This window comes from Dialister sp., assembly GCF_047832375.1.
Classification (GTDB): Bacteria; Bacillota; Negativicutes; order Veillonellales; family Dialisteraceae; genus Dialister.
The window spans coordinates 374,146-400,631 of sequence record NZ_CP181256.1; the positions used below are offsets into that span (position 1 = coordinate 374,146).

General features: G+C 51.6%; 22 protein-coding genes, 1 pseudogene, 2 riboswitches and 1 other annotated feature. Of the genes and pseudogenes, 21 read left to right on the plus strand and 2 right to left on the minus strand.

What is annotated here, in order from left to right; genetic code table 11:
* The first annotated feature begins 16 nt into the window (after positions 1-16).
* The 12 genes and pseudogenes from ACFWUL_RS01515 (at position 17) to ACFWUL_RS01570 (ending at position 15,061) form a co-directional block, all read left to right on the plus strand.
* A complete protein-coding gene (locus ACFWUL_RS01515; RefSeq protein ID WP_416177595.1) occupies positions 17-694 on the plus strand; it encodes a TerC family protein in 678 nt (225 codons plus the stop codon).
* A 339-nt stretch (positions 695-1,033) separates the two neighbouring features.
* Positions 1,034-1,207, plus strand: a riboswitch (cobalamin riboswitch).
* A 96-nt stretch (positions 1,208-1,303) separates the two neighbouring features.
* A riboswitch (cobalamin riboswitch) is annotated at positions 1,304-1,480 on the plus strand.
* A 770-nt stretch (positions 1,481-2,250) separates the two neighbouring features.
* Positions 2,251-2,796, plus strand: coding sequence for a glutathione peroxidase (locus ACFWUL_RS01520; protein WP_416177596.1), 546 nt, complete (start codon positions 2,251-2,253; stop codon positions 2,794-2,796).
* Positions 2,797-3,103: 307 nt separating this feature from the next.
* Positions 3,104-3,865: an HAD-IIB family hydrolase gene (locus ACFWUL_RS01525; RefSeq protein ID WP_416177597.1), complete on the plus strand. Its 762-nt coding sequence runs from the start codon at positions 3,104-3,106 to the stop codon at positions 3,863-3,865.
* Between the two features lie 287 nt (positions 3,866-4,152).
* Entirely contained in the window at positions 4,153-5,247 is a 1,095-nt protein-coding gene (locus ACFWUL_RS01530) for a metallophosphoesterase (RefSeq protein WP_416177598.1), read from the plus strand.
* A gap of 575 nt (positions 5,248-5,822) precedes the next feature.
* Positions 5,823-6,707, plus strand: a complete 885-nt coding sequence (locus ACFWUL_RS01535; protein WP_297021418.1) for an energy-coupling factor transporter ATPase — start codon at positions 5,823-5,825, stop codon at positions 6,705-6,707.
* Positions 6,683-7,549: an energy-coupling factor transporter ATPase gene (locus tag ACFWUL_RS01540; protein WP_416177599.1), complete on the plus strand. Its 867-nt coding sequence runs from the start codon at positions 6,683-6,685 to the stop codon at positions 7,547-7,549. Before ACFWUL_RS01535 ends, ACFWUL_RS01540 begins: the two co-directional genes overlap by 25 nt.
* A pseudogene (locus ACFWUL_RS01545) lies at positions 7,543-8,345 on the plus strand (energy-coupling factor transporter transmembrane component T family protein). Before ACFWUL_RS01540 ends, ACFWUL_RS01545 begins: the two are co-directional and overlap by 7 nt.
* Positions 8,346-8,965: 620 nt before the next feature.
* Entirely contained in the window at positions 8,966-9,763 is a 798-nt protein-coding gene (gene truA, locus ACFWUL_RS01550) for a tRNA pseudouridine(38-40) synthase TruA (protein WP_297021408.1), read from the plus strand.
* Positions 9,764-10,066: 303 nt separating this feature from the next.
* Positions 10,067-10,888: a TetR family transcriptional regulator gene (locus ACFWUL_RS01555; RefSeq protein WP_297021405.1), complete on the plus strand. Its 822-nt coding sequence runs from the start codon at positions 10,067-10,069 to the stop codon at positions 10,886-10,888.
* Between the two features lie 265 nt (positions 10,889-11,153).
* On the plus strand, positions 11,154-12,602 hold the full coding sequence (locus ACFWUL_RS01560; RefSeq protein ID WP_297021402.1) for an amino acid permease: 1,449 nt from the start codon (positions 11,154-11,156) through the stop codon (positions 12,600-12,602).
* 297 nt (positions 12,603-12,899) lie between these two features.
* Positions 12,900-13,107 (plus strand) — a binding site (T-box leader).
* A gap of 136 nt (positions 13,108-13,243) precedes the next feature.
* Positions 13,244-14,026 carry a transporter substrate-binding domain-containing protein gene (locus ACFWUL_RS01565; RefSeq protein WP_297021399.1) on the plus strand — a complete coding sequence of 261 codons (783 nt, stop codon included), beginning with the start codon at positions 13,244-13,246 and terminating at the stop codon, positions 14,024-14,026.
* 39 nt (positions 14,027-14,065) lie between these two features.
* Entirely contained in the window at positions 14,066-15,061 is a 996-nt protein-coding gene (locus ACFWUL_RS01570) for an ABC transporter substrate-binding protein (RefSeq protein WP_297021397.1), read from the plus strand.
* Positions 15,062-15,320: 259 nt separating this feature from the next.
* Here the strand turns inward: ACFWUL_RS01570 and tnpC are convergent, their stop codons facing one another.
* Entirely contained in the window at positions 15,321-16,883 is a 1,563-nt protein-coding gene (tnpC, locus tag ACFWUL_RS01575; protein WP_416177600.1) for an IS66 family transposase, read from the minus strand.
* A gap of 113 nt (positions 16,884-16,996) precedes the next feature.
* Positions 16,997-17,350, minus strand: a complete 354-nt coding sequence (gene tnpB, locus ACFWUL_RS01580; protein WP_416177601.1) for an IS66 family insertion sequence element accessory protein TnpB — start codon at positions 17,348-17,350, stop codon at positions 16,997-16,999.
* Positions 17,351-17,947: 597 nt separating this feature from the next.
* On the opposite strand from tnpB, the gene ACFWUL_RS01585 reads away from it, so the two are divergent.
* The 9 genes from ACFWUL_RS01585 (at position 17,948) to ACFWUL_RS01625 (ending at position 26,330) form a co-directional block, all read left to right on the plus strand.
* A complete protein-coding gene (locus ACFWUL_RS01585) occupies positions 17,948-18,655 on the plus strand; it encodes a YggS family pyridoxal phosphate-dependent enzyme (protein WP_416177602.1) in 708 nt (235 codons plus the stop codon).
* Positions 18,652-19,170 (plus strand): cell division protein SepF, encoded by a 519-nt coding sequence (locus tag ACFWUL_RS01590; protein WP_297021392.1) that lies wholly within the window; start codon positions 18,652-18,654, stop codon positions 19,168-19,170. Before ACFWUL_RS01585 ends, ACFWUL_RS01590 begins: the two co-directional genes overlap by 4 nt.
* Positions 19,170-19,592, plus strand: a complete 423-nt coding sequence (locus ACFWUL_RS01595) for a cell division protein SepF (protein ID WP_297021389.1) — start codon at positions 19,170-19,172, stop codon at positions 19,590-19,592. Before ACFWUL_RS01590 ends, ACFWUL_RS01595 begins: the two co-directional genes overlap by 1 nt.
* Before the next feature lie 2 nt (positions 19,593-19,594).
* Positions 19,595-20,392 (plus strand): pyrroline-5-carboxylate reductase, encoded by a 798-nt coding sequence (proC, locus tag ACFWUL_RS01600; protein WP_297021387.1) that lies wholly within the window; start codon positions 19,595-19,597, stop codon positions 20,390-20,392.
* A gap of 41 nt (positions 20,393-20,433) precedes the next feature.
* The gene (locus tag ACFWUL_RS01605) at positions 20,434-21,225 is read left to right on the plus strand and encodes an RNA-binding protein (protein WP_297021384.1); all 792 of its coding nucleotides are present in this window, start codon (positions 20,434-20,436) and stop codon (positions 21,223-21,225) included.
* Positions 21,226-21,551: 326 nt separating this feature from the next.
* The gene (locus ACFWUL_RS01610; RefSeq protein WP_416177603.1) at positions 21,552-22,271 is read left to right on the plus strand and encodes a DivIVA domain-containing protein; all 720 of its coding nucleotides are present in this window, start codon (positions 21,552-21,554) and stop codon (positions 22,269-22,271) included.
* 4 nt (positions 22,272-22,275) lie between these two features.
* Positions 22,276-23,133, plus strand: a complete 858-nt coding sequence (gene speE, locus ACFWUL_RS01615) for a polyamine aminopropyltransferase (protein WP_416177604.1) — start codon at positions 22,276-22,278, stop codon at positions 23,131-23,133.
* 398 nt (positions 23,134-23,531) lie between these two features.
* Entirely contained in the window at positions 23,532-24,431 is a 900-nt protein-coding gene (locus ACFWUL_RS01620; protein WP_416177605.1) for a LysR family transcriptional regulator, read from the plus strand.
* Between the two features lie 582 nt (positions 24,432-25,013).
* Positions 25,014-26,330, plus strand: a complete 1,317-nt coding sequence (locus ACFWUL_RS01625) for an SGNH/GDSL hydrolase family protein (RefSeq protein WP_416177606.1) — start codon at positions 25,014-25,016, stop codon at positions 26,328-26,330.
* Positions 26,331-26,486 lie beyond the last annotated feature (156 nt).

Genomic DNA, 26,486 nt, shown 5'->3' on the forward strand with positions numbered 1-26,486 from the left:
TATTGGAGTGGTATTTATGGAACTGTTTTCCCTGCAATTCTGGATCGGCGTAGGATCTATTATACTGATGGACCTGTCCCTGGGAGGGGACAATGCGGTGGTTATTGCCATGGCTTCAAACCGGCTGCCCCATAAGGAACGAAAAAAGGCCATTCTCATCGGTACCATCGGGGCCGTGGGGCTTCGGATGGTGCTCACATTTTTTGCGGTATGGCTGCTCACTATTCCTTACCTGCAAGTGGCAGGGGGCCTGCTTCTTATCCCTATTGCTATTCGCCTCATTGCTCCGGGCGATGAGAATCCCCATGTGAAGGCAGCGGATAATCTTTGGTCAGCTGTGAAGACGATTATTTTGGCGGATTTTCTCATGTCCATTGACAATATCCTCTCCGTAGCAGGGGCTGCAAACGGGGATTTCCTGCTCGTAGTTTTCGGCCTTATGGTGAGCATCCCCATCATTGTCATGGGCAGCCAGCTCATTGGTAAAGTGCTGGACAAATTTCCTTTCCTCATGTATGCCGGCGCAGCCATGATCGGCTGGACTTCGGGAACCATGTTCCTTCACGACAAGGCCCTGGGTCCTGTGATTCTTGGCATGACGGGGGATTGGGTTACCTGGGCCCTTCCGGGATTCCTGGCTGTCTTCGTCTGCGTGGCGGGCTATATGCTGGAGCAGAGAAAGAATCGGAAATAAACTCACCAATTTCAGTTTGTCGAGCTGTTAGGGCTTGGCGGTTAATATGCTTGCGTATAGAGTCACTCATACGGGGCAGCTAGCTTCTAGCGGCTAGCTGTTAGGAAAGCTGATTTGCCTGCGGCGCTTTCTTTGCGTTATTTCCGTCAGTCATTCGTGCCGTAGGCTGGCCAGCTTTCCTAGAAGCCAGGAGCTAGCAGCTAGAAGCTCCGTGCGAATGACGTTACCCATCAGCGCATGATACAATAGCTCGACAAACTGCAATAGTTCGATTATATGTGCAAAGTATTCTTAAATTTCCATTTGACACGGTCCTTATATGGTGCTACTATAAATACAACCGAACAGGAAAAGAAAGGTGCCCTTAAGGGCTTAATAGGGAAGACCGGTGAAAAGCCGGCACGGTCCCGCCACTGTAATGCAGAGCGAATCCAGAAATGTCACTGGGAAACCGGGAAGACGGAGGAGCGAGGAAGCAAAGTCAGGAGAACTGCCTCTCTTATGTCACCGTTAATACCCACGAGCGATGGGAAGGGGATGTCTTATGGATGTCTCTTTACGCTTGGGTAAAGGGATTTTTTAATGGCGGCCATTCGGTTATGAGGAGAACAATTTCATAAGGAAACAGGTGCCCTTAAGGGCTTAATAGGGAAGACCGGTGAAAGGCCGGCACGGTCCCGCCACTGTAATGCGGAGCGAATCCAACAAAAGTCACTGAGTGCATTGGGAAGGCTGGAGGAGCAGGGAAGCAGAGTCAGGAGAACTGCCTGTTTTGTAATCACCGTTTGACCTACGAGCGATGGGAAGGTGTTCTATATACATGCTTTTAGCATGGGTGGGACCACCTTATCCTTTTTCGGAAAGGTGGATTTTTTATTCGGCGCGGAAATGAGGATTTCCTGCCGTATATGCCCGGAGGATGATGGCAGGGAACATGATTCTCCCCTTCCCGGTGATTGCGGTATGAATCGTTCTTGTCAATATCGATGTAATACTCCTTTGGGGTTTTACATAGTCCTGTGGGGGTTTCTCCATGGTTCATCTCCTTTCGGGTGATGGCGGTAACAGGGAAATATCATCATCACCCATACCTTTTACAGATGCTTCTGCAAAGAAGTTCCTATATACGGCGGTATCTATACCGCGCCGGGGGCTTGGCCCCCATGGTTCACCTCCCTTTCAGGCGATGGTTTTAACAGGGAAATAGAATCATCGCCTCCCCTTTTTACAGATCCTTCCTTTATGGAAGTTCCTATACAGAAGTTTTCTTCTGGTCCAATTTCCTCTATTTGAGGGATGGTGATAACAGGGAATGTTATCATCCCTCATCTCACTCTTTTTGGTAATAGCATTCCGAAAGGATGTTATTATACAGGTTCTCATAGGAGCAATAGCTCCAACCCCTTTTGAAGCGGCTTCCGGTCGCTTCTTTTTTTACTTGACTACTTCGATAAAAATAAATATAATTAATGCAGATGGAGAAATATCGTTTTATGCAACCGATGTAATAGATAAATCGTTTTTGCGGCCCCTGGGGACTGCAGAAGGAGGAAACAATGAACGTATATGATTTCAAAGCGACTACCATGAACGGAAAGGAAATTTCCCTTTCGGAATTCAAAGGAAAGGTACTCCTTATCGTGAATACCGCCAGCAAATGTGGGTTTACACCGCAGTTTGAAGGGTTGGAAAAGTTATATACCACCTATAAAGATAAGGGATTTGCGGTGCTGGGATTCCCCTGCAACCAGTTTGCAGAGCAGGATCCGGCCAGCAATGGGGAAATCCAGGAATTCTGCCGCCTGAACTACGGCGTCACATTCCCCATGTTCCAGAAGGGCGATGTCCGCGGCGAGACAGCCCAGCCTCTTTTCAAGTATCTGGTGAAGGAAAAGGGGTTCAAGGGCCTGGACATGGACCATCCCAATGCCCAGAATCTCTTGAATTTCATCAGGAAGAACTATCCTGATTTCCTGAAGGATGATTCCATTAAATGGAATTTCACGAAGTTCCTCATTGACCGGGATGGCAACGTGGTGGCACGGTTCGAACCCACAAAGACACCGGAAGCCATTGCTCCGGAAATTGAAAAGCTGCTGTAAGCAGGGAGTGAGTGCACGTCCACACGTAAAGGGGCTTTTAGCAACCAGGAAATCTGGCCCGCCTGCGGCGCATTCCAATCGTCTGATTCCTGTTGCTTACAGTGGAAATCGAAGTTGGCAGAAACTCATATTTCTGGCCTAAAGGGTCTGGCCAGCTTTCCTGGCAGCTTGAAGCTGGAAGCCCTGTGCAGATGACTCTATCCATAACCATGCTATACCGTCGGAAGAATCCTTTCCTTTTCGGCGGTATTTTCATGTCTGAAATCATAGTATAATGGTAAGCAGAAGACCCTATGGAGGAGAGGACATGAAAAAATACTTTTTCTTTGATATTGATGGGACCCTGACTACACCGCTGACGGCGGACTATCCTGAAAGCACCAGGGAGGCCATTCGCCTTCTTATCAGGAATGGCCATTTTGTATCCATCGCCACAGGCCGCATGCAGGCGGACGCCTGGGAAGTGGCAAAGACCCTGGGCATTCCGGCGGTGGTGTCAGATGGCGGTAATGCGGTGACCATTGACGGGAAAATTCTGTACGATGAGGGACTGCCTCTTTCGGACTGCTTCCAAATGCTGGCGGAAACGGATGAAGAGAAACATCCCTGGGCCGCGGCTCCTTATAACAGAAAGTATCGCATCACCCGGACACCGCTGTACCTGGAAAAAGTGAAGGACCGATACTATGAGACAAAGGTGGACCGGGACTTTGATTTCCGTAGGGTAGAAGCGATTCACAAGATTTTTGTGGCCTGCACGAAAGCGGAGGTCCATGAAGTTCCCCTCCATGGGCTGCCCCATGTATGGTTCAGCGCAGATACCATGCTTATTGAGCCGGTGCACAAGGAACGGGGTATCATGGAAATCCAAAAGAAATTCCACATACCTGATGAGGATATCGTGGTTTTTGGCGATGGCATGAATGATCTCACCATGTTTCGGAAGGAATGGATGACCATTGCCATGGGAAATGCCAAACCCCAGCTGAAAGCAAAAGCCCGCTACATTACGGACCGGGCTGATGAGGATGGCATTTATAACGCATGCCGCCATTTCGGTTGGATCTGATGGTATATAGTGTGTGGCAGGCAGATTGAATAGAGCGCAAAGTGGCAGGTGAACGTTTTGCGATGGGGGCATAAGGTACGAAATTTTGCCAGGGGCTGCGAATCCACATTATGACTTTGCCAAAACCATAATTCCAAAGGGACTGCTGGTCAGCCAGGCGGAGCAATGTCCAAATTGCCATCTCCTGATCCTGATTATCCTGTTAATCATCAGACGTATGGCCCTCACATATTACAGAAATCAGCCTCTGTCTGTCAGGGGCTTTTTGCCATACAGGAGAAACAACCATGAAAGAACGGAATCGGTTTTATCTATTCCAGGGGGGTCTGGGGATTCTCTGTGCCCTGCTGCAGTGGCTGCTCTTCCGAAGCGGTTTTGATTTCCTTAGAAATCCGGCGTGGGTTCTTTTATTCCTGCTGGAACCCCTTATATATACCCTGCCAAACCTGGCGGAGAAATACATGCCCCTTTCCCTGGTACGTCTTTGCGCATGGGCCGGAGGCTATGGATTTATATTTACCTATTATGCCACCATGGCGGCGGTTCCTTTCCTGCTGATGAAAGGAGCCTGGTGGATTACGGGATGGAACGGTCTTGAAAACTGGATTTCCCTGTATAGCCGACTGGTCCTGGCAGCCCTTTTTATCCTGATCGTTTTCGGCAGTTGGCGGGCCTTCCATCCCCAGGTGGTGCATCTGGACCTGACTACCCATAAGCCTGTGGGGGGACCGGTGACTTTTGCCTTTGTGAGCGATATTCATTTCGGTATCCTTCTGGGCCCCTGGTTTGCCCGGCGTTTCGTGAGGGACCTGAACCGACTCTCACCGGACTATATTCTCATGGGCGGCGATATTATTGATGGCAATCTTCACGTGGTGGAGAAAAGCCATATTTTTGAGGAACTGAGAAACCTGGAACCGAAAAAAGGGACATTGGCGGTCCTGGGAAATCATGACCATTACAGCGGCCATACGGAGAGGGAAAAGGACATGCTGGAACACCTCGGCATCCGGGTGCTCCTGAATGAAGGCTTCCTGACGGACGAAGGGGTTATGGTGAACGGCATGGGAGACTTCCTGTACCATCCCCTGTCGGAGGTCCCTCCTTCGGATGCTCATTTTTCCATAGTCATGGAACATGAGCCGGTGTCCATGAAGGAGGCGGCAAGGGCAGGTCATGATCTGTTCCTGGCGGGCCATACCCACGCCGGCCAGTTTTGGCCAAACCGTTATTTTACAAAGAAGGCCTTTGACCTGGACTACGGGGCAAAGAAATATGGAAATATGACGGCCTATGTCACCAGCGGTTACGGCATGTGGGGTACTCCGTTCCGCCTGGGCCCGAAGCCGGAAATTGTAATGATTACGGTGAGATGTATGTAAAATCGGTATTCCCATCTTTCTGGGTGTGATTTTCCTTAGGTGGCTTAGGTGGCTGAAGTGGCTCAGGGGGAACGGGCTTCGCCCGAGGGGAAGGTGCGGCGCACAGAATTTGGAAGCGCCGCAATATTTATATTTACTCCCTCGATACCTAAAGGCAGCTATAGCTTCAGCTGCCTTCGGTGGACACGGAAAGCTTCGTGCCTCTGGTGCGATAGCGCTCAACAGCCTATGGGAAATACGATTCACTTCATTCTCAGTCACCTGTCAGGCTCCCTACAGCACGGCTATCCAGCGACTTACCACAATTTGAGTGTCGATGGGTTTCGGCAAATTGTGTTCGCTGGTGTGACCGCAGTTCGCTATGCGCTAGTGAACGACTACAGCGATGTTCACCTGCAACCCTTAGCACCATCTATGAATATTGTAAACGAATGCAAATATATAAATTGACAAATGCGCTTCTCATGATATGATTATAAGAGGCTGAACGGACCCTTTCCATTGACGGCAGGGTCTTGATTCTGCTATCATAAAGTATCATTGTTTTATTCTTATCATTGCAGGAAAGAGGAATCATGGATACAGAACCGGTGAAGGATGAAAAACAGGGCGGAGAGATTCTGTTTGACATCCGTCATTTGACACATACCTTTGAGACAGAGGAAGGAAAGAAATTTGATGCCCTCTCCGATGTGACGGCCACCATAAAGAAGGGGTCCTTTACGGCCATCATCGGGACCAACGGCAGTGGGAAATCTACGCTGGCCAGGCATCTGAATGCCCTGCTTATTCCCACGGACGGAGAACTTTATGTGGAAGGCATGAATACTTCCGATTTCTCCCATATCTGGGATATCCGCCAGAAGGTGGGCATGGTTTTCCAGAACCCCGATAACCAGCTGGTAGCGGCTATCGTGGAAGAAGATGTAGCCTTCGGTCCGGAAAATATCGGTGTGCCCCCTGATGAAATCAGGAAGCGGGTGGATGTGGCATTGGAAAAGGTGGGCATGACGGCCTACCGCACCCATTCTCCTGCCATGCTTTCCGGTGGCCAGAAACAGCGGGTGGCCATTGCGGGAATCCTTGCCATGCATCCGGACTGCATCGTTCTCGATGAACCGACGGCCATGCTGGATCCGAAGGGCCGGAAAGAGGTCATGGATACGGTGCATGACCTGAATGAAAACGAAGGCATCACCATTGTTCTCATTACCCATTTCATGGAAGAAGCGGTGACGGCAGATCACGTGATGGTCATCGACAAAGGCCATCTTCGCATGGAAGGGACTGCCCGTGAGGTATTTTCCCAGGCGGAGAAACTGAGGGCCCTTGGCCTCGATGTGCCGGTGGCGGCTGACCTGGCCTATGGCCTTCGGAAAAAGGGATTTTCCATTCCTGAAGATTGTTTGACTGATGAGGAGCTGGGAGAGGCATTATGTCCATATGTGTCGAAAATGTAAGCTGTGTATACAGCAAAGGCTCTCCTTTTGAAAAGGTGGCTCTGGAAAATATCAATCTCACCATAGAGCCGGGAGAGTTTGTGGGTATCATCGGCCACACGGGCAGCGGGAAATCTACGCTCATCCAGCACCTGAACGGGCTCATCCATCCTACCACAGGCAAGGTCACCATCGATGGGGTAGACCTGGCGGCCAAGACGAAGGAAGCGGTGGCGAAGCGCCACTCGGTGGGTATGGTTTTTCAGTATCCGGAGCACCAGCTCTTCGAGGAGACTGTGGCCAAGGATATTGGCTTCGGCCCGAAGAATCTGGGCTGCGATGAGGAAGAAACGGAAAAGCGGGTAAAGAGTGCCATGAAGTTCGCCGGCCTCGATTATGATACCTATGGAGGACGTTCCCCATTCCGCCTTTCCGGAGGCCAGCAGCGGCGGGTGGCCATTGCGGGGGTCATCGCCATGCACCCGAATTTTCTGATCCTCGATGAACCGTCGGCAGGACTGGATCCCATCGGACGGCGGGAAATTTTCTCCCGTATCCAGAGCTGGTATCAGAAAGGCGTATTTTCCGTTATCCTTGTTTCCCACAATATGGATGATATTGCCCGGCTGGCGACGAGACTCCTTGTCATGCATAAGGGGCATCTTGTCATGGACGGAAAGCCTATGGATATTTTCCTTCACCACCGGAAGGAGCTGCAGGAATGCGGCGTCGATGCGCCGCCCCTCACCCAGACCCTTCTCCACCTGAAGGATATGGGCATTCCGGTGCCGGAAGAAGCGAAGACCGTGGAAGAAGCAGTCGATAAAATGAGCAGGATGCTGGGAGGTAAGAAATCATGTTAACCGATATCACCCTCGGCCAGTATTATCCGGGAGATTCCTTCCTGCACAGGATGGACCCAAGAGCTAAGATCCTGTGCACCATGATTTTCATTGTGGCCATTTTCCTGGCGAATAATCTCTGGTCCTATATCCTGGTAGCCGGCTTTACCTTCGCTGCCATTGCCATGTCCGGCGTCCCCGTTTCCCTCATCTGGAAAGCCATCAAGCCATTGTGGATTATCCTTGTGTTTACACTGGCCATCCATATTTTTACTACACCGGGAACGGAACTGTTCAGCTGGAAATTTATCCATATCAGTGAAGAGGGTATACGAAACGGTATCATCATGACACTGCGCCTCGTATTCCTCATTGCCTTTTCTTCGCTCCTTACTTATACGACGAGTCCTATTGTTCTCACCGATGGCATTGAAGCCCTGCTCATGCCCTTCCGCCGCTTCGGCGTACCGGCCCATGAACTGGCTATGATGATGACCATTGCTCTCCGCTTCATTCCTACACTTCTGGAAGAAACGGACCGCATCATGAAGGCCCAGTCTTCCAGGGCGCGGACTTTGTGAACGGCAATCTCTGGCAGCGGGCGAAGAATATGATTCCGCTGCTGGTACCGCTCTTCATTTCTGCCTTCCGCCGGGCCGATGACCTGGCAACGGCCATGGAAGCCCGCTGTTACCGTGGTGGCGAAGGCCGGACAAAGATGCACCAGCTGAAGTACACCTGGCGGGACAGGAACGCATTCCTGGCAGTCATCCTGGTGACGGCGGCCCTGCTGGTGCTGTACATTCTTTTCAGGTAAACCTGTGATTGACGAAAAAGTCTGTGAAATTTTTTCACAGGCTTTTTTAAGAGGAAATATGGTTACAGTCCCTGGCGTGGGACTTCAAGTGATGGGTTTTAATCACATTTGGAATCATGGTGCCAACTACAATTGGCGAGAGAACTACTGGATGTTTTAAACGACAATTGCATCTATTCGCTAGATGCGTGCCCCCTTAGAGAAGGGGGCAGCCCGAAGGGCAGGGGATGGATCCGCCTCGAAGAGGCGGTACCTGCGGAACGGTGGCGGTCCCCATTATCTATCAATCCATCCTGCGGCTTTGCTGCGGTCATTCTTTAAAGACCCGCATACTGGGGTTAGTTTCACATACGATTCCATCGAAATTTACTATGTTGGATTAACGCAAATATGCTTGAGAGGAGACACTGACTGCTGGCTGTCAGCTTTCAGGAAAGCTCAGCCGCCTACAGCATGAAGAGGCTGTCGAGCTGCCTGTAGGAAAGTGCCGCAGGCAGGTTAGCCTCTCTGGCCGCTGGGGGCTGTAAGTTGTAAGCCCCATGGGTTCTATGGCATTCTCCTATACAACTGCCATAGGGCGCAGGACCTCAAATCTCAATTCTTTTTTTATAAGGAGAATTATGAAAAATATCTGGATTACCCTTTCCTACGATGGCACCACTTTCGGCGGCTTCCAGCGGCAGGAGAACCGGATGACGGTACAGGAAATGGTGGAAAACTGCCTTCTGGAACTGACCGGGAAAAAGACGACCCTCTACTTCGTGGCCCGTACGGACGCCGGCGTCCATGCTTACGGGCAGGAATGCACGTTTTATACGGAATCCACCATTCCTGGCGGCCGGTTCATCTATGCCATGAATGCCCACCTGCCCTATACCATCCGGGTCACCGCCAGCCGGGAAGTGGATATGGACTTCTCTGTGCGCCGCAGGAATTTCGGCAAGACCTATGGGTACCTTCTTTCAGAAGAGCGGGAGGCCTCTCCCTTTCTGAAGCCCTATGTGTGGCGGACGGGGAAGAAGCTGGACCTTTCTCTCATGGAATCGGCGGCCCAGGTGCTGGAAGGAACCCATGACTTTACTTCTTTCCGGGGGAATAACTCGGTACCCTCAGACCCGGTCCGCAAAATTCACGAAATACGGATTCTGAAGGATGGCCCCCTTTTCCGTATCTACGTGACGGGAGAAGGATTCCTGTACCACATGGTGCGCAACATCGCCGGTGCCCTGGTGGATGCGGGAACCGGCGCCCTGACGCCGGCAGATATAGAGCGGATCATGGCAGCCAGGGACCGGCGGCAGCTGGGGATGACAGCCCCGGCGGAAGGTCTCTGCCTCCTTCGGGTCTATTTCAGGCCCATAACAAAGGAAGACGTGGACGAGACGCTGCATAGGCCTCTCTATCCCTGGTGTCTGTGATAGGGCCTGCGGCCGGGCAGAGGCTTTGCCTGGGAAGTGTCCTTCGGACATGGCTATGGCCTGACGTCCAAGGCTAAGGCGGGCACCTGGGTTCAAGGAAGAGATATGGACTTCGCCTGCGGTTCTTAACTGAAGACCATACCTTTGCCGGCGTGCATAGCCCCAGATGCCTTGGTGGATTCCATTTTTATGCTTGTACAGCTCTCTTGATACACTGACATTTAAACGTTTCAATCGTTTTACCTCTTATGTTCCAATCGGGATGAAAATCGTATATAATAGGGACAGAGAGCAGGAATAAAAATGACAACAATAATCCTGCAGGAGGTAATGAGAACCATGGTTCCGGATAAAAAGGAGCGGATTGGAAGAGCGGCAGCCAGACTGTTTAAAGAGAAGGGATATACCGGCACATCTCTCAGGGACATCAGTCGGGAAGCAAAGGTCAATGTATCTTCCATTTCCTATTATTTCGGCACGAAAGAAGCGTTATACAGGGAATTGTTCCCGGAAGGGGAGAAAGAAAAGGAACCGGACACGAAGGAACAGATCGAAAATGCGGCGATTCGGCTCTTTGCTTTTCGAGGGTATTCGGATGTATCCATCCGGGATATCGGAAAAGAGGCCGGCGTGAACAGTGCGGCCATTTCCTATTACTTTGGAGGGAAAAAAGAGCTCTATGCTTCCATCCTGGAACGGGGCTCGGCGCTGCTGGTGGATTTCGTGAAAAGTGCAGCCGATGGGACGCACAGCCCCACAGAAATCATGGAAATGTATTCCCATTTCTTCTTTCGACTCATGAAGGAGCACCCCTATATTCTCCGTATTTTTTCCTGGGAAATGATCCATCCTACCGAAGTCTTTGCGTCCATTGGGAAGGAACGGTTTGCCATGGTACTGGTGGTACTCCGGGCAGCTTTGACGGAGGGCATGGAAGAAGGGTGTTTCCGGAAAGACCTGAAGCCAACGGAAGTCTGCATTTCCTGGGCCGGTATGGTGGCCTACTACTACCTGATGAATGAAATCAAGAAACGGTTCGATGTGAAGGAAGATATTTCTGAAGCCTCCTATATGAACCAGGCCTATGATGTGCTCATGAATGGAATCAAAGCCAAAAAGAAATAAGTCTTCGCCTGTACAGGAAGTTACAGACCGCAAGAATCATGCTCAACAGGGTATGATTCTTTTGCTTTTATAAACAGTAAAACCAGACCATTTATACATATAATTTAAAAAGTATGGAAATTGTAAAAATCCATCTTGATGTTTATAAAATCTCTGTATAAAATAAAAAACGTAGTTTGTTTTACTGGAGGCGGCAGCAGGCCGTTCTCCATTTCCTGCGGAAATATAAAAGTCGCGGGTGGAATCGGGGAAATGGGAGCTTTTTATGGCAGAACAGAATCAGGAAATGCATGAAAATCTGGAGCGGGGGCTGAAGAACCGCCACATCCAGCTCATCGGCCTTGGCGGGGCCATCGGAGTCGGTCTTTTCTTAGGATCCGCCACAGCCATTGAACTGGCGGGCCCTTCGGTGCTCCTGACCTATATCATCGGCGGCATTGCTATTTATTTCATTATGCGAGCACTGGGCGAACTGTCTGTGGCTTACCCGGTGTCCGGTGCTTTCAGTGCCCACGCTGCCCGCTTCCTGGGACCGAAATGGGGATATCTCACCGGCTGGACTTACTGGTATATGTGGATGGTCACCTGTATGGCGGAATTAACGGCCGTAGGGATTTATATGAACTTCTGGTTCCCTGACCTGCCGCGGTGGATTCCGGCCCTGGCGGCGCTGGCCATTATGACGGCCGTCAATTTTATCGCCGTATCGGCGTATGGAGAATTTGAATTCTGGTTTGCCCTGGTGAAGATCCTCACCATCATATTCATGATTGTTACCGGTGGCGCTATGATTCTCTTTGGCCTCGGAAATGACTGGGAACCGGTGGGCATTACCAATCTCTGGAGCCAGGGCGGATTCTTCCCCAATGGTTTCGGAGGAACCCTGATGGCCCTGGTGATGGTTATGTATTCCTATCTGGGCATTGAAATTATCGGCGTCACTGCCGGCGAAGCCCATGATCCGAAATCCACCATCAAGAAAGCCATTGACGAAGTCTTCTGGCGTATCCTGATTTTCTATGTTCTTTCTCTTGGCGTAATCATGGCCATTTATCCCTGGAATGAAATCGGACACATGGGGAGCCCCTTTGTCCTCACATTCCAGAAACTTGGCATTTCCAGCGCTGCTGACCTGATCAATATCGTGGTGATTACAGCTGTCCTTTCTTCATGTAACAGCGGCCTCTTCAGTTCCGGCCGCATGCTGTACAACCTGTCTCTCCAGGGCAATGCGCCGAAGTGCTTCCAGACACTGAACCGCCATCGCCTTCCCTGGGTGGGCATTGCCTTTTCTTCCTGCATCCTCCTCATTGCCGTGGCTTTGAACTATGTGGTCCCGTCCCAGCTCTTTGTCTATGTCACCAGCGTAGGCTCCTTTGCAGCCCTGTGGACCTGGTTTGTGATTCTTCGGACCCAGCAGAAGTTCCGGGCTTCCCTGTCGGTGGATGAAAAGAAACTTCTCACCTATAAAATGCCCTTTGCTCCCTGGTCCGGTTATATAACCATGCTCTTCCTGGCAGCGGTGGTGGTGGCTTCCGGGTTCCGGGATGATACCCGGGTGGCCCTCTATGTAACGCCCATCTGGTTTGCCATTCTTCTCATCGGGTATCATTTCATCGAAAAGCATAGAGGCAAGATGGAAAGAAAAGGCGGTCTCCGGGAAGAACCGGAACCGGCCAAAGAGCTGGCTGCTGGAATTTCTGAGATAAAATAGATCCGTATCATCTGAATGGGGCTAAAGGTGGTGGGGCATTGCTGTGCTTGCCGACCGGGGTGTGACTTTACCTGGGGCTGGGGCCCCGGTAAAGCGGGGGATAAGGTAGTCTCGCCGCCGAAGGCGGCTGTTGTACCTTATGGCCCCGGCGCGAAGCGCCCACAACCCGGTGAACGAGCGAAGCGATGTTCACCCACCACCTTTAGCCCCATTTTTCAGTTTGATTGCACATATTCATTCTTCCATCAGCTTTTCTCTTGACAATCCATAACCCATTGGCTACAATGGACTCAATACAAAAAAGTGCTGATGGAAAAAAGTACGTGTCCTGAAGTTTCAAAGAGAGCCGGCCTGTGGTGAGAACCGGCAGCGGAGGGGCAGGGAAGTTCTTTCCTGAACTGCATGGCTGAACGCAGAGTAGGTTGTGACGGTGGCCTCCGTTATGGGCTTTGAGCTGATCTGGTGAAGATAATTTGGGTGGTACCACGGATAATCCGTCCCTTGGGTACCACCCTTTTGTGTTTATCCAGATAAAAAGGGTGGTACCGCGATGCGTCCCGTCGTCCCTTGTCCGAAATGGACAGGGGACTTTTGTTTTGGAAGATTTGCTCACGGGCAGTTGAGCATAGGAGGATGGGAATATGAAAAAAGCAATGAAATGGGGAGCCGGCCTTCTGGCGGCAGCCCTTCTGATGGCAGGAGGCGGAAGCGCCTGGGCGGCACATCTGGAGGATATTGCAGCGAGGGGAACCATTCGCATCGGTACCACCGGCGATTATCGGCCCATGTCCTACAGGGATCCCGCCACCGGGACCTATGAGGGCTTCGATACAGAACTGTCACAAAAGCTGGCGGACAGCCTTCACGTGAAGGTAGAATACGTGCCCACCACATGGAAGACACTGACCGCCGATACGGAGGCAGGAAAGTTTGATCTGGCCCTCTGTGGGATTACGAGGACCTTTGACCGGGAACGGGTGATGGCCATGTCCGATGGGTACCTTCTCTTCGGGAAGACTATTCTCTGCCGAAAAGGGGAAGAGGGAAAATACCAATCCCTGAAGGACCTGGACCGGCCGGAGGTAAAGGTCATGGTGAATCCGGGCGGAACGAATGAAAAGTTTGCCAAGGCAGAGCTGCCCCACGCTACCCTTCTCGTCCATGAGAAGAATGCCGAAATTCCTTCGCTCATAGCGGAAGGGAAAGCGGATATCATGATCACCGAAACCATGGAAGCCAGGCGGTACGTGAAAATGAATAAGAAACTGGCAGCACCCCTGGTGGATTCTCCTTTTACAAAGAGCCGGTTCGGCGCTCTCATGGCGAAGGGAGACCAGGAATTTCTGAATTATGTCAATTTCTTCCTGGCGGAAATGGAAACGAATGGGACCATGGAACAGCTGGAAGATAAATATATCCGTTAAAGAATATATAGAAGCAGAGGATTAAGGGAGGAAAATCATATGAAACAGTGGATGAAAATCGGTATGGCAGCGGCATTGGCAGCAGCGGCACTTCTTTACGGTGGATGCGGCAGCAGCGCAACGAAACAGGCAGCTGGCTCTTCCAATGGAAAGATGGTCATCGGTGTGGTACAGATCGTACAGCACGGGTCCCTGGACCAGGCGAATAAGGGCTTCGTAGATGGCCTGAAAGAACGGGGCTACGGGGAAGACAAGGTCCAGTTTGACCAGCAGAATGCCCAGGGTGACCAGTCCAACCTGAAGACCATTGCATCCCGGTTCAAATCAGAAAAACCGAAACTCATCTGCGCCATCGCTACGCCGGCGGCCCAGGCTGTGGCCAATGAAATCAAAGATATCCCCATTGTGGGCACCGCCATTACGGACTATACCACCGCTAAGCTCGTCAAGAACGATGAGCAGCCCGGCGGCAATGTGACCGGTGTCAGCGATCTGGCATCCATTGATGCCCAGATGGACCTGGGACGGCAGCTGGTTCCCAATGCAAAGACGGTGGGCCTTATTTACAGCTCCAGCGAAGTAAACAGCGAAGTCCAGGCAAACATGATGAAGGACTACTGCAAGAAGAACAACCTGGCCGTAGAAGAGCGGACGGTGAACAGCGTCAACGATATCCAGCAGGTGGCAGAATCCCTGGTGGGCAAGGTGGACTTCATTTATGTCCCCACCGATAATACCCTGGCTTCCTCCATTCCTACCCTCATGAAGATTACCGATGCCAATAAGATCCCTGTCATCGTAGGGGCGGATATTATGGCAAAGGATGGGGCTCTGGCAGCGCTTTCCGTGGATTACTACAAGCTCGGCGTCCAGACCGGCCACATGGCAGCGGATATCCTGGATGGCAAGATCAAGCCGGAGACCGCAGCCATCCAGCACCAGAAGGAATATACCATCGTTATCAATAAGAAGGATGCAGATATCCTGGGCATCAAGATTCCCGATGAAATTGCAAAGAAAGCACAGCTCGTGTAATGGACAATAAAAAACAGCAGCTTCGGCTGCTGTTTTTTTATTGGAGCTGAATCCGGCATTGAGTGAGGGGGATTTTGGGCATTCGGGGAATCTGTGGGTTTTCCTTGCCGCCCCTTTTGGGGGAGATGCCGCAGGCAGCGGGGGTGCATTTGCTGCAGGTCGGGCAGGGACTGAAACATAGTAAGCGCAAAATAAAAGAGTGTATTGAAAAAGCCCGAAAGTTATAGAATAATCATACTATAAGCTTTCGGGCTTTATGTTATTTGCAGGATTCCTGAACTACAGTGTTCCAAGGCATGTACTTCTCTAATACTGCCTCACCTTTGAGACGCTCTTCATTGGGCATCCCGGTGAGTATGTAGATCAGGTATTTCTCCGGATCTATATTATTGGCCTTGCAGGTTTCAATAATACTGTATACGCAGGCACTGGCTTCAGCACCTTTCGGGCTCGCTGAAAAGAGCCAGTTTTTCCGGCCCACGGTAAAAGGACGTATGCTGTTTTCCGCAATGTTGTTGGATATAGCACACCTGCCATCTTGCAAATAGGTTTCAAGCTGCTCCTTGTTAGTCAGGGAGTAGTTCAAAGCCTGGCTGATCTTGGATTTTGGAAGGACTTTGTCCCGGCTGCTTTCTACCCACTTCCAGTAGGCGTCGAGCACCGGCTTTTCCTTTTCAAGTCTTTGCGCCTTTCTCTCCTCAGGAGTAAGGTCACGCAGTCCTTTTTCAATTTTAAACAGTTCACGTATGCAGCCCAGCCCTTCGCCAGCCAGACTTACGGAAGATTCATCCTGCTTTGCTGTTTCTGCTTCTACATACTTTCGTCTTGCATGGGCCCAGCAGAGGCAGCGGGTAACTTCGGTTACCTGGTTGTATCCGGAATAGTCATCCGTTTGGAGGTAACCGGTAAATCCTTTAAGGAATTCCGAGGCATTGGATCCTTTTCTGGTCGGGCTGTACTGGAACAGGCGGATATTATGTAATGGTTCATACTCTCCACTGGTAAAGACCCACATATAGGATTTGCTGGTATTCTTACGTCCTTTTTCATTGAGTACCTGTACCGGAGTCTCATCTGCATGCAGACAGGCTTCTTTGAGAAGGAGACCATGCATGTAGTCCCACAAGGGTTTCAGGTACTCATTTGAAGAAATAATAATCCAGTTGGCCAGAGTTGCCCTGCTGAGAGGCAATCCCAGCTGCTTCCACTCCCGCTCCTGACGATTCAGCGGTACGGCTAATCCGTACTTCTGCATCATCACATGGGCAATGGCAGAAGGTGAAGCAAAGGAATGGGGAATCGGAGGCTTGGGCACTGCCGGCTTCACAATATGCGGTTCGTCATTCTTCCGGCAATTCCTGCATTCATAAGATATTTGGAAGTAACGCCTGCAGATAAGCTTTGGCGGAACAAACTCAATCTGAGTATTAACAAGCTCCCTGCCTATAGGAGACAGCTTATTTCCACAGATGTCACAGACTTTCTGGTCCGCATCCAGGTCAATATCTATGTTCTCAATGCAGTCTTCAGGAAGGGATTCCAGCAAGTTCTTAACAGATGCTGACTTGCTCTTTTTCTTTCGTTCATAGCCTTTAACCGCAGTCGTTTCAAGCTCCGGTTCCTTGACACTGGGCTTGGCCTCTGTTTCCGCCTCATTAAAGATGCTGGGATAGGCGGCATCCATATCCGGATCAGTCCGGCGTTCCGATTTAGAACCAAAACGGGCCTGCTGAAGTAATTTCACTGTAGCTAATAAAGCCGCTTTGTCCTTTTCCAGTTTTGCAATTCTATCTAGTAATTCCTGCTCACGGCGGTCTGTCATGGGTACACTCAATTCTATAAAAACAACCGAAATTTCATGTATTTATTATACCATAAAACAGGCGAAAAAGCTCGATAAAATCTAGCTTTTTCGCCTGTTTTAGCATGCAGATTTCATACGCTGCAGCAGGGGTGGATGACCTTTACTGCACGGGGTTGGATGATGGCAAGCCCCTCCATAAGCCAGCGGTATTGCTGTGGAGAAAGCTCAACCAGAGAGGACGATTTCCTGGGCCACTGGAAGCTCCCGCTTTCAATCCGTTTGTACAGAAGAACAAATCCATCGCCTTGCCAGAGAAGGCCTTTGATTCGATCACGCCGCCTTCCACAGAACAGGAACAGTGAGGGAAGAAACGGATCCAGATCATACTGTTGTGAAACCACAGCAGATAATCCGTCGATAGATTTCCGCATATCCGTATAGCCACCCGCCAGATATATGCGGTCAGCAGTTAATATAATTTCCATGAGTAATACCTCCCGTCGTTGAACTTGTAGGTATTATCTCATGTTCATCAGGAAGATAAAATCCATCATTTTATTTTGCGCTTACGAAACATAAAGCCCACTATTCCCGTTCGCAAGAAAGATTTCTCCACTCCTCTAAGCTTTAGGAGCTTTAACCGATAGGAGACATCAGGCATGTGTACCACCGGTCGAAATGACGGGTTTTGAGAGAGGCGAATTTCGGAAAAGCCGTTTGCTGCTATCTGACGCTCCCCCTCTCGCCGTCATCTCGAGCAGTGGTCAGCGCCGAATTGCCTATAAACATAAGAATCGTATGTGAGGAAGAGTCGAGAGATCTCCCTGGTTAATGACTATGATGATGTTGCAGCATAACGGGGCTGGGAAGAGACGACCGGCAGTGGGAAGATGCTGCATGCAGCGGGGGGTATTTGCTGCAGGTTGGGCCAATTTACCCGAGTTGGCCAGCCGCTATTTTCCCGCAGAAAATCATAAAAACTAATGCATTATACAGGAAAATTTGTTATACTATTACACAGGTATATCCTTTTTTTCGAAAATAGGGAAATGTACCGAAAATACTGTAAAGAAGGCGGGGCTATGTCAGAAATCAAAGAAAGATTAGCCCATGTAATGGACCGGATTGAAGAGGCCAGAAAACGGTCTCCCTGGCACCAGAAAGTGACTCTGGTGGCGGTAACGAAATTCCATCCTCTGGAGGATATGGAAGAAGCCATCCGACTGGGGGTCACCCAGGTGGGAGAGAACCGGGTCCAGGAAATGGAACAGAAGTATAAAGCCCTTACGCTTCCGGTGACCTGGAACCTGCAGGGCCATTTACAGAAAAATAAGGTGAAAAAAGCGGTGGCCATGGCGGACCTGATCCAGTCCGGCGATTCGGTGGAGATTCTCCAGGAAATCGACCGAAGGGCCGGAGAAATCGGGAAAGTGCAGGATGCGCTTCTGGAATTCAATATTTCCGGAGAAGCATCGAAGCATGGCATTCCACCGGAGAAAATGGAAGAAACCATCCGGACGGTCAAAGAACTCCCCCATATCCGGGTGAAAGGACTCATGTGCATGGCTCCGAACTATGAGGACGTGGAAAAGACGCGTCCCGTATTCCGGAAGGCCCATACCATGTGGAATGAAATGAAGAAAGAGTTCCCGGAAGGACAGATTTCCCTTCTGTCCATGGGGATGACCCATGATTTTGAGATTGCAATCGAAGAAGGAGCCAATATGGTTCGTATTGGCACAGCTATTTTTGGTGAGAGACAGTACCATCAGGAGGAGAGCAAAGCATGAGCTTACTTGATAAATTTAAAGACCAGTTCGTAGATCGTGACGAGGACGAAAGAGAAGAAGACCTGGGAGAGGAAGAAGAAGCACCGGTGAATCCGGCAGCTCCCGTTCCACCCCGCACCAATGCTGTCAATAATCCGGTGAGAGGTATCGGCCGTACGGCAGCTCCCCGTCAGGCAGCCAAACCCTATACCATGGTGGTGGTGAACCCCAAAAGCTATGGGGATGCAGAAAAAATCGGCGACCATCTGAAGGCTATGCGTCCGGTGGTGATGAATATGGAAAAGACCGATGCCGATGAAGCCCAGCGGATTGTGGATTTCGTACAGGGAATCATGTATGCCCTTGATGGACGGATTGACCAGATTTCCGAAAGCATTTATCTCTGCGCGCCAAATAATATGAGCGTTTCCCGCGAGAATTTTGCGGCCTACCAGGGAGACCAGCAGGCTCCGGCGGCTCCGCAGTGGAACGCGGGAGCTCCCCAGGGCCAGGGACCTGAGGCCCACGAAGGCTGATGTCCTTTCTTTCTAAGGGAATCCGCTGGCTTAAAAGCCAGATGGACGACCCGGTAGAAGAGGAAAGCTACGAGGAACCGGAAAGAGAAGAGGGGGAGGATGTCCCCGGGCCAGGCGCGGTGCCCGCTAGGACTATCCGGCCTCTTGAAGTAGATATTATTGTTCCGGGATCCTATGGAGATGCCCGCCATGCGGTGGACGCCCTGGAACGGGGGATGACCGTCATGGTCGTGCTGAATGATAATGTGGATGATGAAGTGGCCAGCCGTTTTGTGGATTTCATGAGCGGCGCCGTCTACATGGCCCACGGGGATGTGATGCTCCTGAATGATGATGTGCTCATCTGCGTGCCTTCTACTGTGGATATCCATGAAGACAGACTGGCATTTGTATCAGGCATTCCGACCTGGAAAGGACCGTAGGAATGAAGAAGATTCTGATCATCGGCTGCGGGGCCATGGGAGGAGCCATCCTCTCCGGCTGCCTTGCTAAAGGGCTTTGGGAAAAAGAAAATGTATATGTGAAAGAGCATTCCGAGGAAGCGTCCCGGGAAAAAGCAGCCCGATACGGCGTGCAGGCATCATTGGATGGGAAAGAAGCGGGAGAGGCAGACCTTGTCCTCATCGCTGTGAAACCGAACGTGGTGCCCGGGGTGCTCGAAGAAATATCCCGGTACCATCCATCCCGGGTTCTTTCAATTGCGGCGGCTGTGACACTGGAGTCTCTGGAAAAGGGACTTCCGGAGAATACGGAGGTAATCCGTGTCATGCCGAATACCCCCGCTTCCGTGGGAGAAGGCATGGCAGCCATTGCCCCTGGGACGAAAGCGTCCCCTGCCTTTATTAAAGAGGCGGAAGAGATTTTCTCTGCCCTCGGCAGGGAAGCGGTGGTGACGGAGCGGCAGCTGGACGAACTGGGGGCCCTCTCCGGGGCAGGCCCGGGATATGCCTTTGTCATTATTGATGCCCTGGCAGACGCCGGTGTCCTCATTGGACTTCCCCGCAAACTGGCCATCGAAGCGGCGGCCCAGACTCTTTACGGTGCGGCAAAGATGGTACTGGAAACAGGAAAGCATCCGGATGAACTTCGGGACCAGGTCACAAGCCCCGGCGGCACCACCATTGCCGGTATTTACGCCATGGAACAGAAGGGGCTCCGGGGAGCTCTCATGGACGGCGTGAAAGCGTGCCTGGACAAATCGGATCAAATGGCAGGAAAGTAAGAGATAGTCCATTTGATCCCTGTCATAGAGAAGAGAATGAGATGAAAGATAGAGAAAAAATTCTTCGTTATTTTGCAGCTTCCGGGGAGGAAGCCAAAGATATGGCTATCCGGCTCCTGGATATCGCCGACTCCGTAGATCGGGGCAGGCCCTTTGCAGTGGGACCCTTTATGGTACCCTTTTCCCGGCAGATCGGCCAGACCATTGCAGCCCACATGAAGACGGTGGTGGCGAAAAGTTACGGTGGCTACCACGAGGCGGAACGGGTGAAAATCGGCTTTGCCAGAAGCGATTACGATGGCCCCGTGGATTTCGGGGTGAGCCTCCTGTCGGTGACCTGGGACGGCCGGTACCGCCTCATCGGCCACCGGGATGTGCTGGGCTCCCTCATGGGTCTTGGCATTGACCGCTCTGTGCTGGGGGATATCCTCATGCAGGGCGCCGGCTGCCAGGTGGTGGTGGACAGCACCATGAAGGACTGGCTCATGGATAATTTCCATAAAGTGGCCATGGTGCCGGTGAAGGTAGAGGAAATCCCCCTTTCCGAAATCCAGCCGCCCAAGCAGACCGCCAAGGAAGTGCGGGCTACGGTGGCTTCCCTTCGCCTCGATGCGGTGGGAGCTGCAGGATTTGGCATTTCCCGGTCAAAAATGGTACAGGCCGTGGAAGATGAGCGGGCAGAAGTGAACTGGCAGCTCGCCAAGAGCCCGTCCCAGACCGTGAAAGCAGGAGATATTATCAGCATCCGCGGCCGAGGGCGCATTGAAATCGTGGAAGAGACCGGTATGAGCCGTAAAGGCCGGACGGGCCTCCTGATTCATAGATTTAAGTAAGGCCTGTGAAGAATAGGATCCTTTTTTAGCACATTTGGGCTAATCCTACATTGTTTGGAAAGTGGCTGAAGGGGAATGGCCTGCGGCCAAAGTGGCTCAGGGGAAACGGGCTTTGCCCGAGGGGAAGGAGCGGCGCACAGATTATATAGCGCCGCAAATGATGCATATAGCGGCGAAGCCGTCATCTTCCCTTTTGAACCTGCGGTGGCGAGCATCAGAGACACATTAACATCCCCGGAACTTCTCGAACATACTTGGACGAATGAACCAAAAGTTAAAATTATTTCACAGCCTCTGAAGTATCTTTTTTAAAGGAGATAATTTGTATGATTACACCGATGGATATACATAATAAGACATTTTCCCGCCAGATTCGCGGCTATTCCCAGGATGAAGTGAATTCCTTCCTGGAAGAACTGGCCCAGGATTATGAACGGATTTATCGGGAACATCGTGAGATGGAAGAAGAAATGGATACCATCAAGACGAAGCTTCGTAACTACGAAAAGATGGAAGCCACCATGTCCAATACCCTGGTCATGGCCCAGGAAACCGCAGACAATGTAAAGAAGAATGCCCACAAGGAAGCGGAACTCTCCATCCGGGAAGCCCAGAATGAAGCCCATAAGATTGTATCCGACGCAGAGACTGCCCGCCGCAGGATGAATGCAGATATCCTGAAGACCCAGGGCGACATGAACCTGTACATTGAAAAACTGTTGTCCAATTTCAAGTCCGCCCTGTCCCTCATCGAAGCAGCCAAGGCAGCCCAGGCTCCCCAGCCCGTAGAAGACGGCACAGCGCCGAAGGCAGCTCCGGCTCCGGAAGCAGCACCGGCTGAAACTTCCGCAGCAGAAGCAGCGCCTTCCGAAGCGGCAGCACCGGAAGCGGAACCGGCCGAAGAAGAAAAGGAAGCCCCTGCTGATAAGGAGGAAGAACAGGCAGCAGGCGGCAATCTTTTCGACCAGGCCGCAGCTACCGTAGCTCCGGCAGAAGAGAAGGCAGCGCCTTCCGAAGAAGCCGCTCCTGAAGAAACTAAGGAATAAAACTATGGAAGAAAAGCAGTATGTCACGGAATGGGCCAATGAAAATCTGGGGCTTACTTTGAAAATCACGAAAATGGTCCACGAAGAACAGACCCCGTTCCAGCATATCCAGATCGCCGATACCCTCCAGTATGGACGGATCCTTATTCTGGACGGCGTATTCCAGACTTCCGTAAAGGACGAATGGACCTACCATGAAATGATTTCCCACGTGCCACTCATGATGCATCCCCATCCGGAACGGGTGCTCATTATCGGTGGCGGCGACGGCGGCGTGGCCCGGGAAGTATGCCGCCATGATTGCGTGAAACAGGTGGATCTCTGCGACATCGATGGCAGGGTCATTGATCTTTCGAAGGAGTATTTCCCCACCATTTCCAAAGTACTGAACAATCCTCCGGAAAAGCTCCACGTCCATGTGGGAGACGGCATCGCTTTTGCGAAACAGGTAAAAGATTTTTACGATGTCATCATCATCGACTGCTCCGACCCCATCGGTCCGGGGGAGGGACTCTTCACGAGGGATTTCTACCGGAGTGCTTTTTCTGCCCTTCGGGAAGATGGACTCATCGTGCAGCAGACGGAGTCTCCCATTGTGCAGCAGCAGACAGTGCACGACGTGTTTGAAGCCATGAATGATGTATTCCCCATCGTCCGCATGTACTATTCCCACGTCCCCATTTACCCGGCCTGCATGCATTCTTTCATGCTGGCGTCCAAGAAATACGATCCCCTGACGGCGGATATCCGCAAAGATATGCCCCAGCCCATGAAGTATTACAACCCGGGCATCCAGAAGAGCTGCTTCGTCCTTCCCAATTTCGTGAAGGAACTGCTCTATAAGGGAGTCAGGAGTTTCTGATGTATTGAGCTTTGCCATTTTGGTAAAGCTCTTTTTGTCTAAATTGTTGGAAATGTGGCTGGTGGGCGCACCAATCGGTAAAGGTTGTAGGCCGGGCGCCGCTTCGCTGGCCCGACCGGGTTATGGGCGCTTCGCGCCGGCGGCATAATGTGGAATGGGCCTGCGGCCAGGGGGAGCGACTTACCAACCGGAAATTTGTCTGTGTGACTGGGCTTCCAAAAGACAGCAATTTTGGCGAAGCTTGTTTACCCTATGCCCCCGCTTCAATGAGCGCAGCGATATTGAAGCCACAACCCGGTTGGCGAGCGCAGCGATGCCAACCCACCACCCTTACGAACCATTCACCCGATTAGAGCGGTATCCTATTTATCACTTTCTATGTAACAGGGAGAAAATCTATGGAACTTCGTGTTTTGAATTACTTCCTCATGGTAGCCCGGGAAGGGAATATTACCAGGGCCGCCGAGCGGCTTCACCTGACCCAGCCCACCCTGTCCCGGCAGCTTTCGGAGCTGGAGGAGGAACTGGGAGTCAAACTCCTGATCCGGGGAAAGCGGAAAATTACCCTCACCGAAGAGGGATTCCTCCTGCGGCGCCGGGCGGAGGAAATCCTGTCTCTCGTAGAGCGGACGGAGCGGGAGGTGACGGAGTCCGAAGAAAAACTGGAAGGCACCGTCAGCGTGGGAGGCGGTGACCTTCCGGCGAGTCGGGACTTCATCCGCCTCATCCACGAATTCCAAGTGGCCCATCCTTTGGTGGAATTCCGTTTCCTTACGGCGGTGACTGATATCCTCTGCGAAAGGATGGACCGGGGGCTTATTGACGTGTCCCTCCTGGTGCAGCCCTTTGACATGGAGAAATATGAGGCCCTTCCCTTTGGCCGTCCCGGACGGTGGGGCATTTACATGAGAGCCGATGCTCCTTTGGCTGCAGAAAAAATGGTCAATATAAAGGCCCTGAAAAATGAGCCGGTTATCGCATCCAGCCGAAGCGATATCCTATCCCGCTATTTTTCCCTGTCCGGCCAGGGTGTTCATCTGAACCATGTTCCCATCATTACGAACCTTCCCAGCAATGCGGTTCTCATGGTGGAAGAGGGAATGGGATACTTCATGGGTTCTGAAGGAGCCCTGCCATTCCTCGATGAATCCCGTATCGTTTTCCGGCCGCTCACTCCGGTCATGCTGGCGCCGCCGGCCCTGGCCTGGAGGAGAAACCAGCCCTTCAGCCGGGCGGCAGCGGCGTTCATTGAATACCTGAAGGACCACGGAGAGAAGCGGGAAACCGTGGAGGCATAGGAGCCCGGAAAAAGGCTGTGAGTCTTCCAATCGGAAGTTACTCCATTCATTTCGCATCCGTAGAGACTGGAAAAGAGAAGAAAGGAAAAACAGAAAGGTACTGTACCCTTATGGGCCGGTACCTTTTTTTGTGGTGTATAGTTCATTCCGTTTTGTCAATTTGCGGTTGCAGGGCTGTTGTATCATGCGCTGATAGGTAGCGTCATTCGCACGGAGCTTCTAGCTGCTAGCTCCTGGCTTCTAGGAAAGCTGGCCAGCCTACGGCACGAATGACTGACGGAAATAACGGAAAGAAAGCGCCGCAGGCGGATCAGCCTTCCTAACAGCTAGCCGCTAGAAGCTAGCAGCCCCGTGTGAATGACTCTACACGCAAGCATACTAACCGCCAAACCCAACAGCTCGACAAACTGAAATATCGCAATATCTGCGTCTGAGCAAAGATGCTATCTTCCTTTCAAATACAATGCTTTATAAGTATGATTTCCTATTTATTATAAGTATTGGCTATTGTTAGGATCTGCAAGTATACTGTGTACAGAAAGAGGGAAGATCCCTGCGAAGTCTGGTGAAAGGAGAAAACAAATGAAACGGCATGTTCTTGGCAAAGTCATTCTGGCAGGTATGGTACTTGCCCTGGTACCGGCGGCAGCCCTTGGTATCAGCCATTACCGGTGCGCCAATGTACGGGCGGCAGAAGCGGTGACATGGAAAGAGAGCAGCGGCCTTGGTGTTCTCGGCTGGCCCCAGAACCTGAACGCCGTGCGCTGGGAACTGGAGGTTTTTGCAGGAGTGCCGACAGGGCTGGATGACGAAGCGCCTGTATCAGGTGCAGTATATCGGAATGAACATATCTATATGAACAGTGTCAGGCTGGATACCACTGCCCTTCCCCAGGGAGAGCCCCTGTTTTTCCGAGTGCGGCCCTACGACCTGGATGGGAACCCTGTGGGCCACTGGTCCCAGCCGGCGGAGCTCACGAGCTCTCTCACAAAGGCAGGACGGAATGCGCCGATGCCCCACAATCCCTTCAATAAGGGAAATGGTACGGTGCTGCTGTATCCGGTATATGCCTATACCCCAAACCCGGGGGCCGAAAAGTTTGAAGTAGAAGTGCTTGACCATTATCCGGAAAAACTGGATGGCTGGGCGCCATCGAAATACCGGGTTTACGCCGATGTAACGGAGCTCACGGACCTCTATGACAAGAGACCCCGTACCGGTACCTACTACTGGCGTGTGAGAGGCATGGATCGGGCAGGAAATCCGGTGGTCGAATGGAGTCTGCCCCAGGAAATGCACACCGCCCCCTCGGACCATTGGAAAGTGGCGGTCTTCGGAGACAGCATTTCCCATGGCGGAGGCCATCTGTCTTTCAGCCCTGCCGATTTCTCTTACAGCTACGAGTCCTATTTGGACTTCCCGTCTATCAACCTGTCGGAAAGCGGGGACACCAGTAAAATGATGGTGGACCGGTTCCAAAAGGACGTGGTTCCCTTCCATCCCGATTATCTTCTTGTCATGGGAGGCACCAACAGCCTCCGGGCCGGCGTTTCCCCGGACTCCGTGATCTCGGACCTGAAAGAAATCCAGAAGGAAGCCCGTGACCATGGGATGACACCCATCCTCATGACACTTCCTCCCATCAATCCGGCCAGCATAGAAAAGGCTTTCCAGGAACCAACCTATGAAGGATGGCGGGATTCTTTTGCCCAGGTCAATGATTTCATCCGGACCCAGCCCCATATCGATACGGCAGCCCCCTTTGCCCAGATGGATGAGATTCCGGAATGGCTGGCACTGGATGGGCTCCACGGGGACTGGAACATGAAACGGATCATGGCTTCTGTGATTAACAGGGAAATGCCCCGGTTCATCGGAGGTGGGGAGTATTCGTTTTAAGAAGTTGGAGAACGCAATCCACATGCCGAAATTGCGGTTTGTAGAGCTGATGGGTTTTGCATGCTGACGGGTAGAGTCACTCGCATGGAGCTCCTAGCTTCTAGCGGCTAGCTGTTAGGAAGGCTGATCCGCCTGCGGCGCTTCTACCCGGTATTT

What these genes read in the sequence shown, in the direction of transcription:
- ACFWUL_RS01535 (WP_297021418.1), top strand. Translation starts at nt 5,823, where the DNA reads ATGGATACAGAACCGGTGAAGGATGAAAAACAGGGCGGAGAGATTCTG.
- ACFWUL_RS01540 (WP_416177599.1), top strand. Translation starts at nt 6,683, where the DNA reads ATGTCCATATGTGTCGAAAATGTAAGCTGTGTATACAGCAAAGGCTCT.
- ACFWUL_RS01520 (WP_416177596.1), top strand. Translation starts at nt 2,251, where the DNA reads ATGAACGTATATGATTTCAAAGCGACTACCATGAACGGAAAGGAAATT.
- ACFWUL_RS01515 (WP_416177595.1), top strand. Translation starts at nt 17, where the DNA reads ATGGAACTGTTTTCCCTGCAATTCTGGATCGGCGTAGGATCTATTATA.
- tnpC (WP_416177600.1), bottom strand. Translation starts at nt 16,883, where the DNA reads ATGACAGACCGCCGTGAGCAGGAATTACTAGATAGAATTGCAAAACTG.
- ACFWUL_RS01530 (WP_416177598.1), top strand. Translation starts at nt 4,153, where the DNA reads ATGAAAGAACGGAATCGGTTTTATCTATTCCAGGGGGGTCTGGGGATT.
- ACFWUL_RS01625 (WP_416177606.1), top strand. Translation starts at nt 25,014, where the DNA reads ATGAAACGGCATGTTCTTGGCAAAGTCATTCTGGCAGGTATGGTACTT.
- ACFWUL_RS01560 (WP_297021402.1), top strand. Translation starts at nt 11,154, where the DNA reads ATGGCAGAACAGAATCAGGAAATGCATGAAAATCTGGAGCGGGGGCTG.
- proC (WP_297021387.1), top strand. Translation starts at nt 19,595, where the DNA reads ATGAAGAAGATTCTGATCATCGGCTGCGGGGCCATGGGAGGAGCCATC.
- tnpB (WP_416177601.1), bottom strand. Translation starts at nt 17,350, where the DNA reads ATGGAAATTATATTAACTGCTGACCGCATATATCTGGCGGGTGGCTAT.
- ACFWUL_RS01565 (WP_297021399.1), top strand. Translation starts at nt 13,244, where the DNA reads ATGAAAAAAGCAATGAAATGGGGAGCCGGCCTTCTGGCGGCAGCCCTT.
- ACFWUL_RS01585 (WP_416177602.1), top strand. Translation starts at nt 17,948, where the DNA reads ATGTCAGAAATCAAAGAAAGATTAGCCCATGTAATGGACCGGATTGAA.
- ACFWUL_RS01610 (WP_416177603.1), top strand. Translation starts at nt 21,552, where the DNA reads ATGATTACACCGATGGATATACATAATAAGACATTTTCCCGCCAGATT.
- ACFWUL_RS01525 (WP_416177597.1), top strand. Translation starts at nt 3,104, where the DNA reads ATGAAAAAATACTTTTTCTTTGATATTGATGGGACCCTGACTACACCG.
- ACFWUL_RS01605 (WP_297021384.1), top strand. Translation starts at nt 20,434, where the DNA reads ATGAAAGATAGAGAAAAAATTCTTCGTTATTTTGCAGCTTCCGGGGAG.
- speE (WP_416177604.1), top strand. Translation starts at nt 22,276, where the DNA reads ATGGAAGAAAAGCAGTATGTCACGGAATGGGCCAATGAAAATCTGGGG.
- ACFWUL_RS01620 (WP_416177605.1), top strand. Translation starts at nt 23,532, where the DNA reads ATGGAACTTCGTGTTTTGAATTACTTCCTCATGGTAGCCCGGGAAGGG.
- ACFWUL_RS01590 (WP_297021392.1), top strand. Translation starts at nt 18,652, where the DNA reads ATGAGCTTACTTGATAAATTTAAAGACCAGTTCGTAGATCGTGACGAG.
- ACFWUL_RS01570 (WP_297021397.1), top strand. Translation starts at nt 14,066, where the DNA reads ATGAAACAGTGGATGAAAATCGGTATGGCAGCGGCATTGGCAGCAGCG.
- ACFWUL_RS01555 (WP_297021405.1), top strand. Translation starts at nt 10,067, where the DNA reads ATGACAACAATAATCCTGCAGGAGGTAATGAGAACCATGGTTCCGGAT.
- ACFWUL_RS01595 (WP_297021389.1), top strand. Translation starts at nt 19,170, where the DNA reads ATGTCCTTTCTTTCTAAGGGAATCCGCTGGCTTAAAAGCCAGATGGAC.
- truA (WP_297021408.1), top strand. Translation starts at nt 8,966, where the DNA reads ATGAAAAATATCTGGATTACCCTTTCCTACGATGGCACCACTTTCGGC.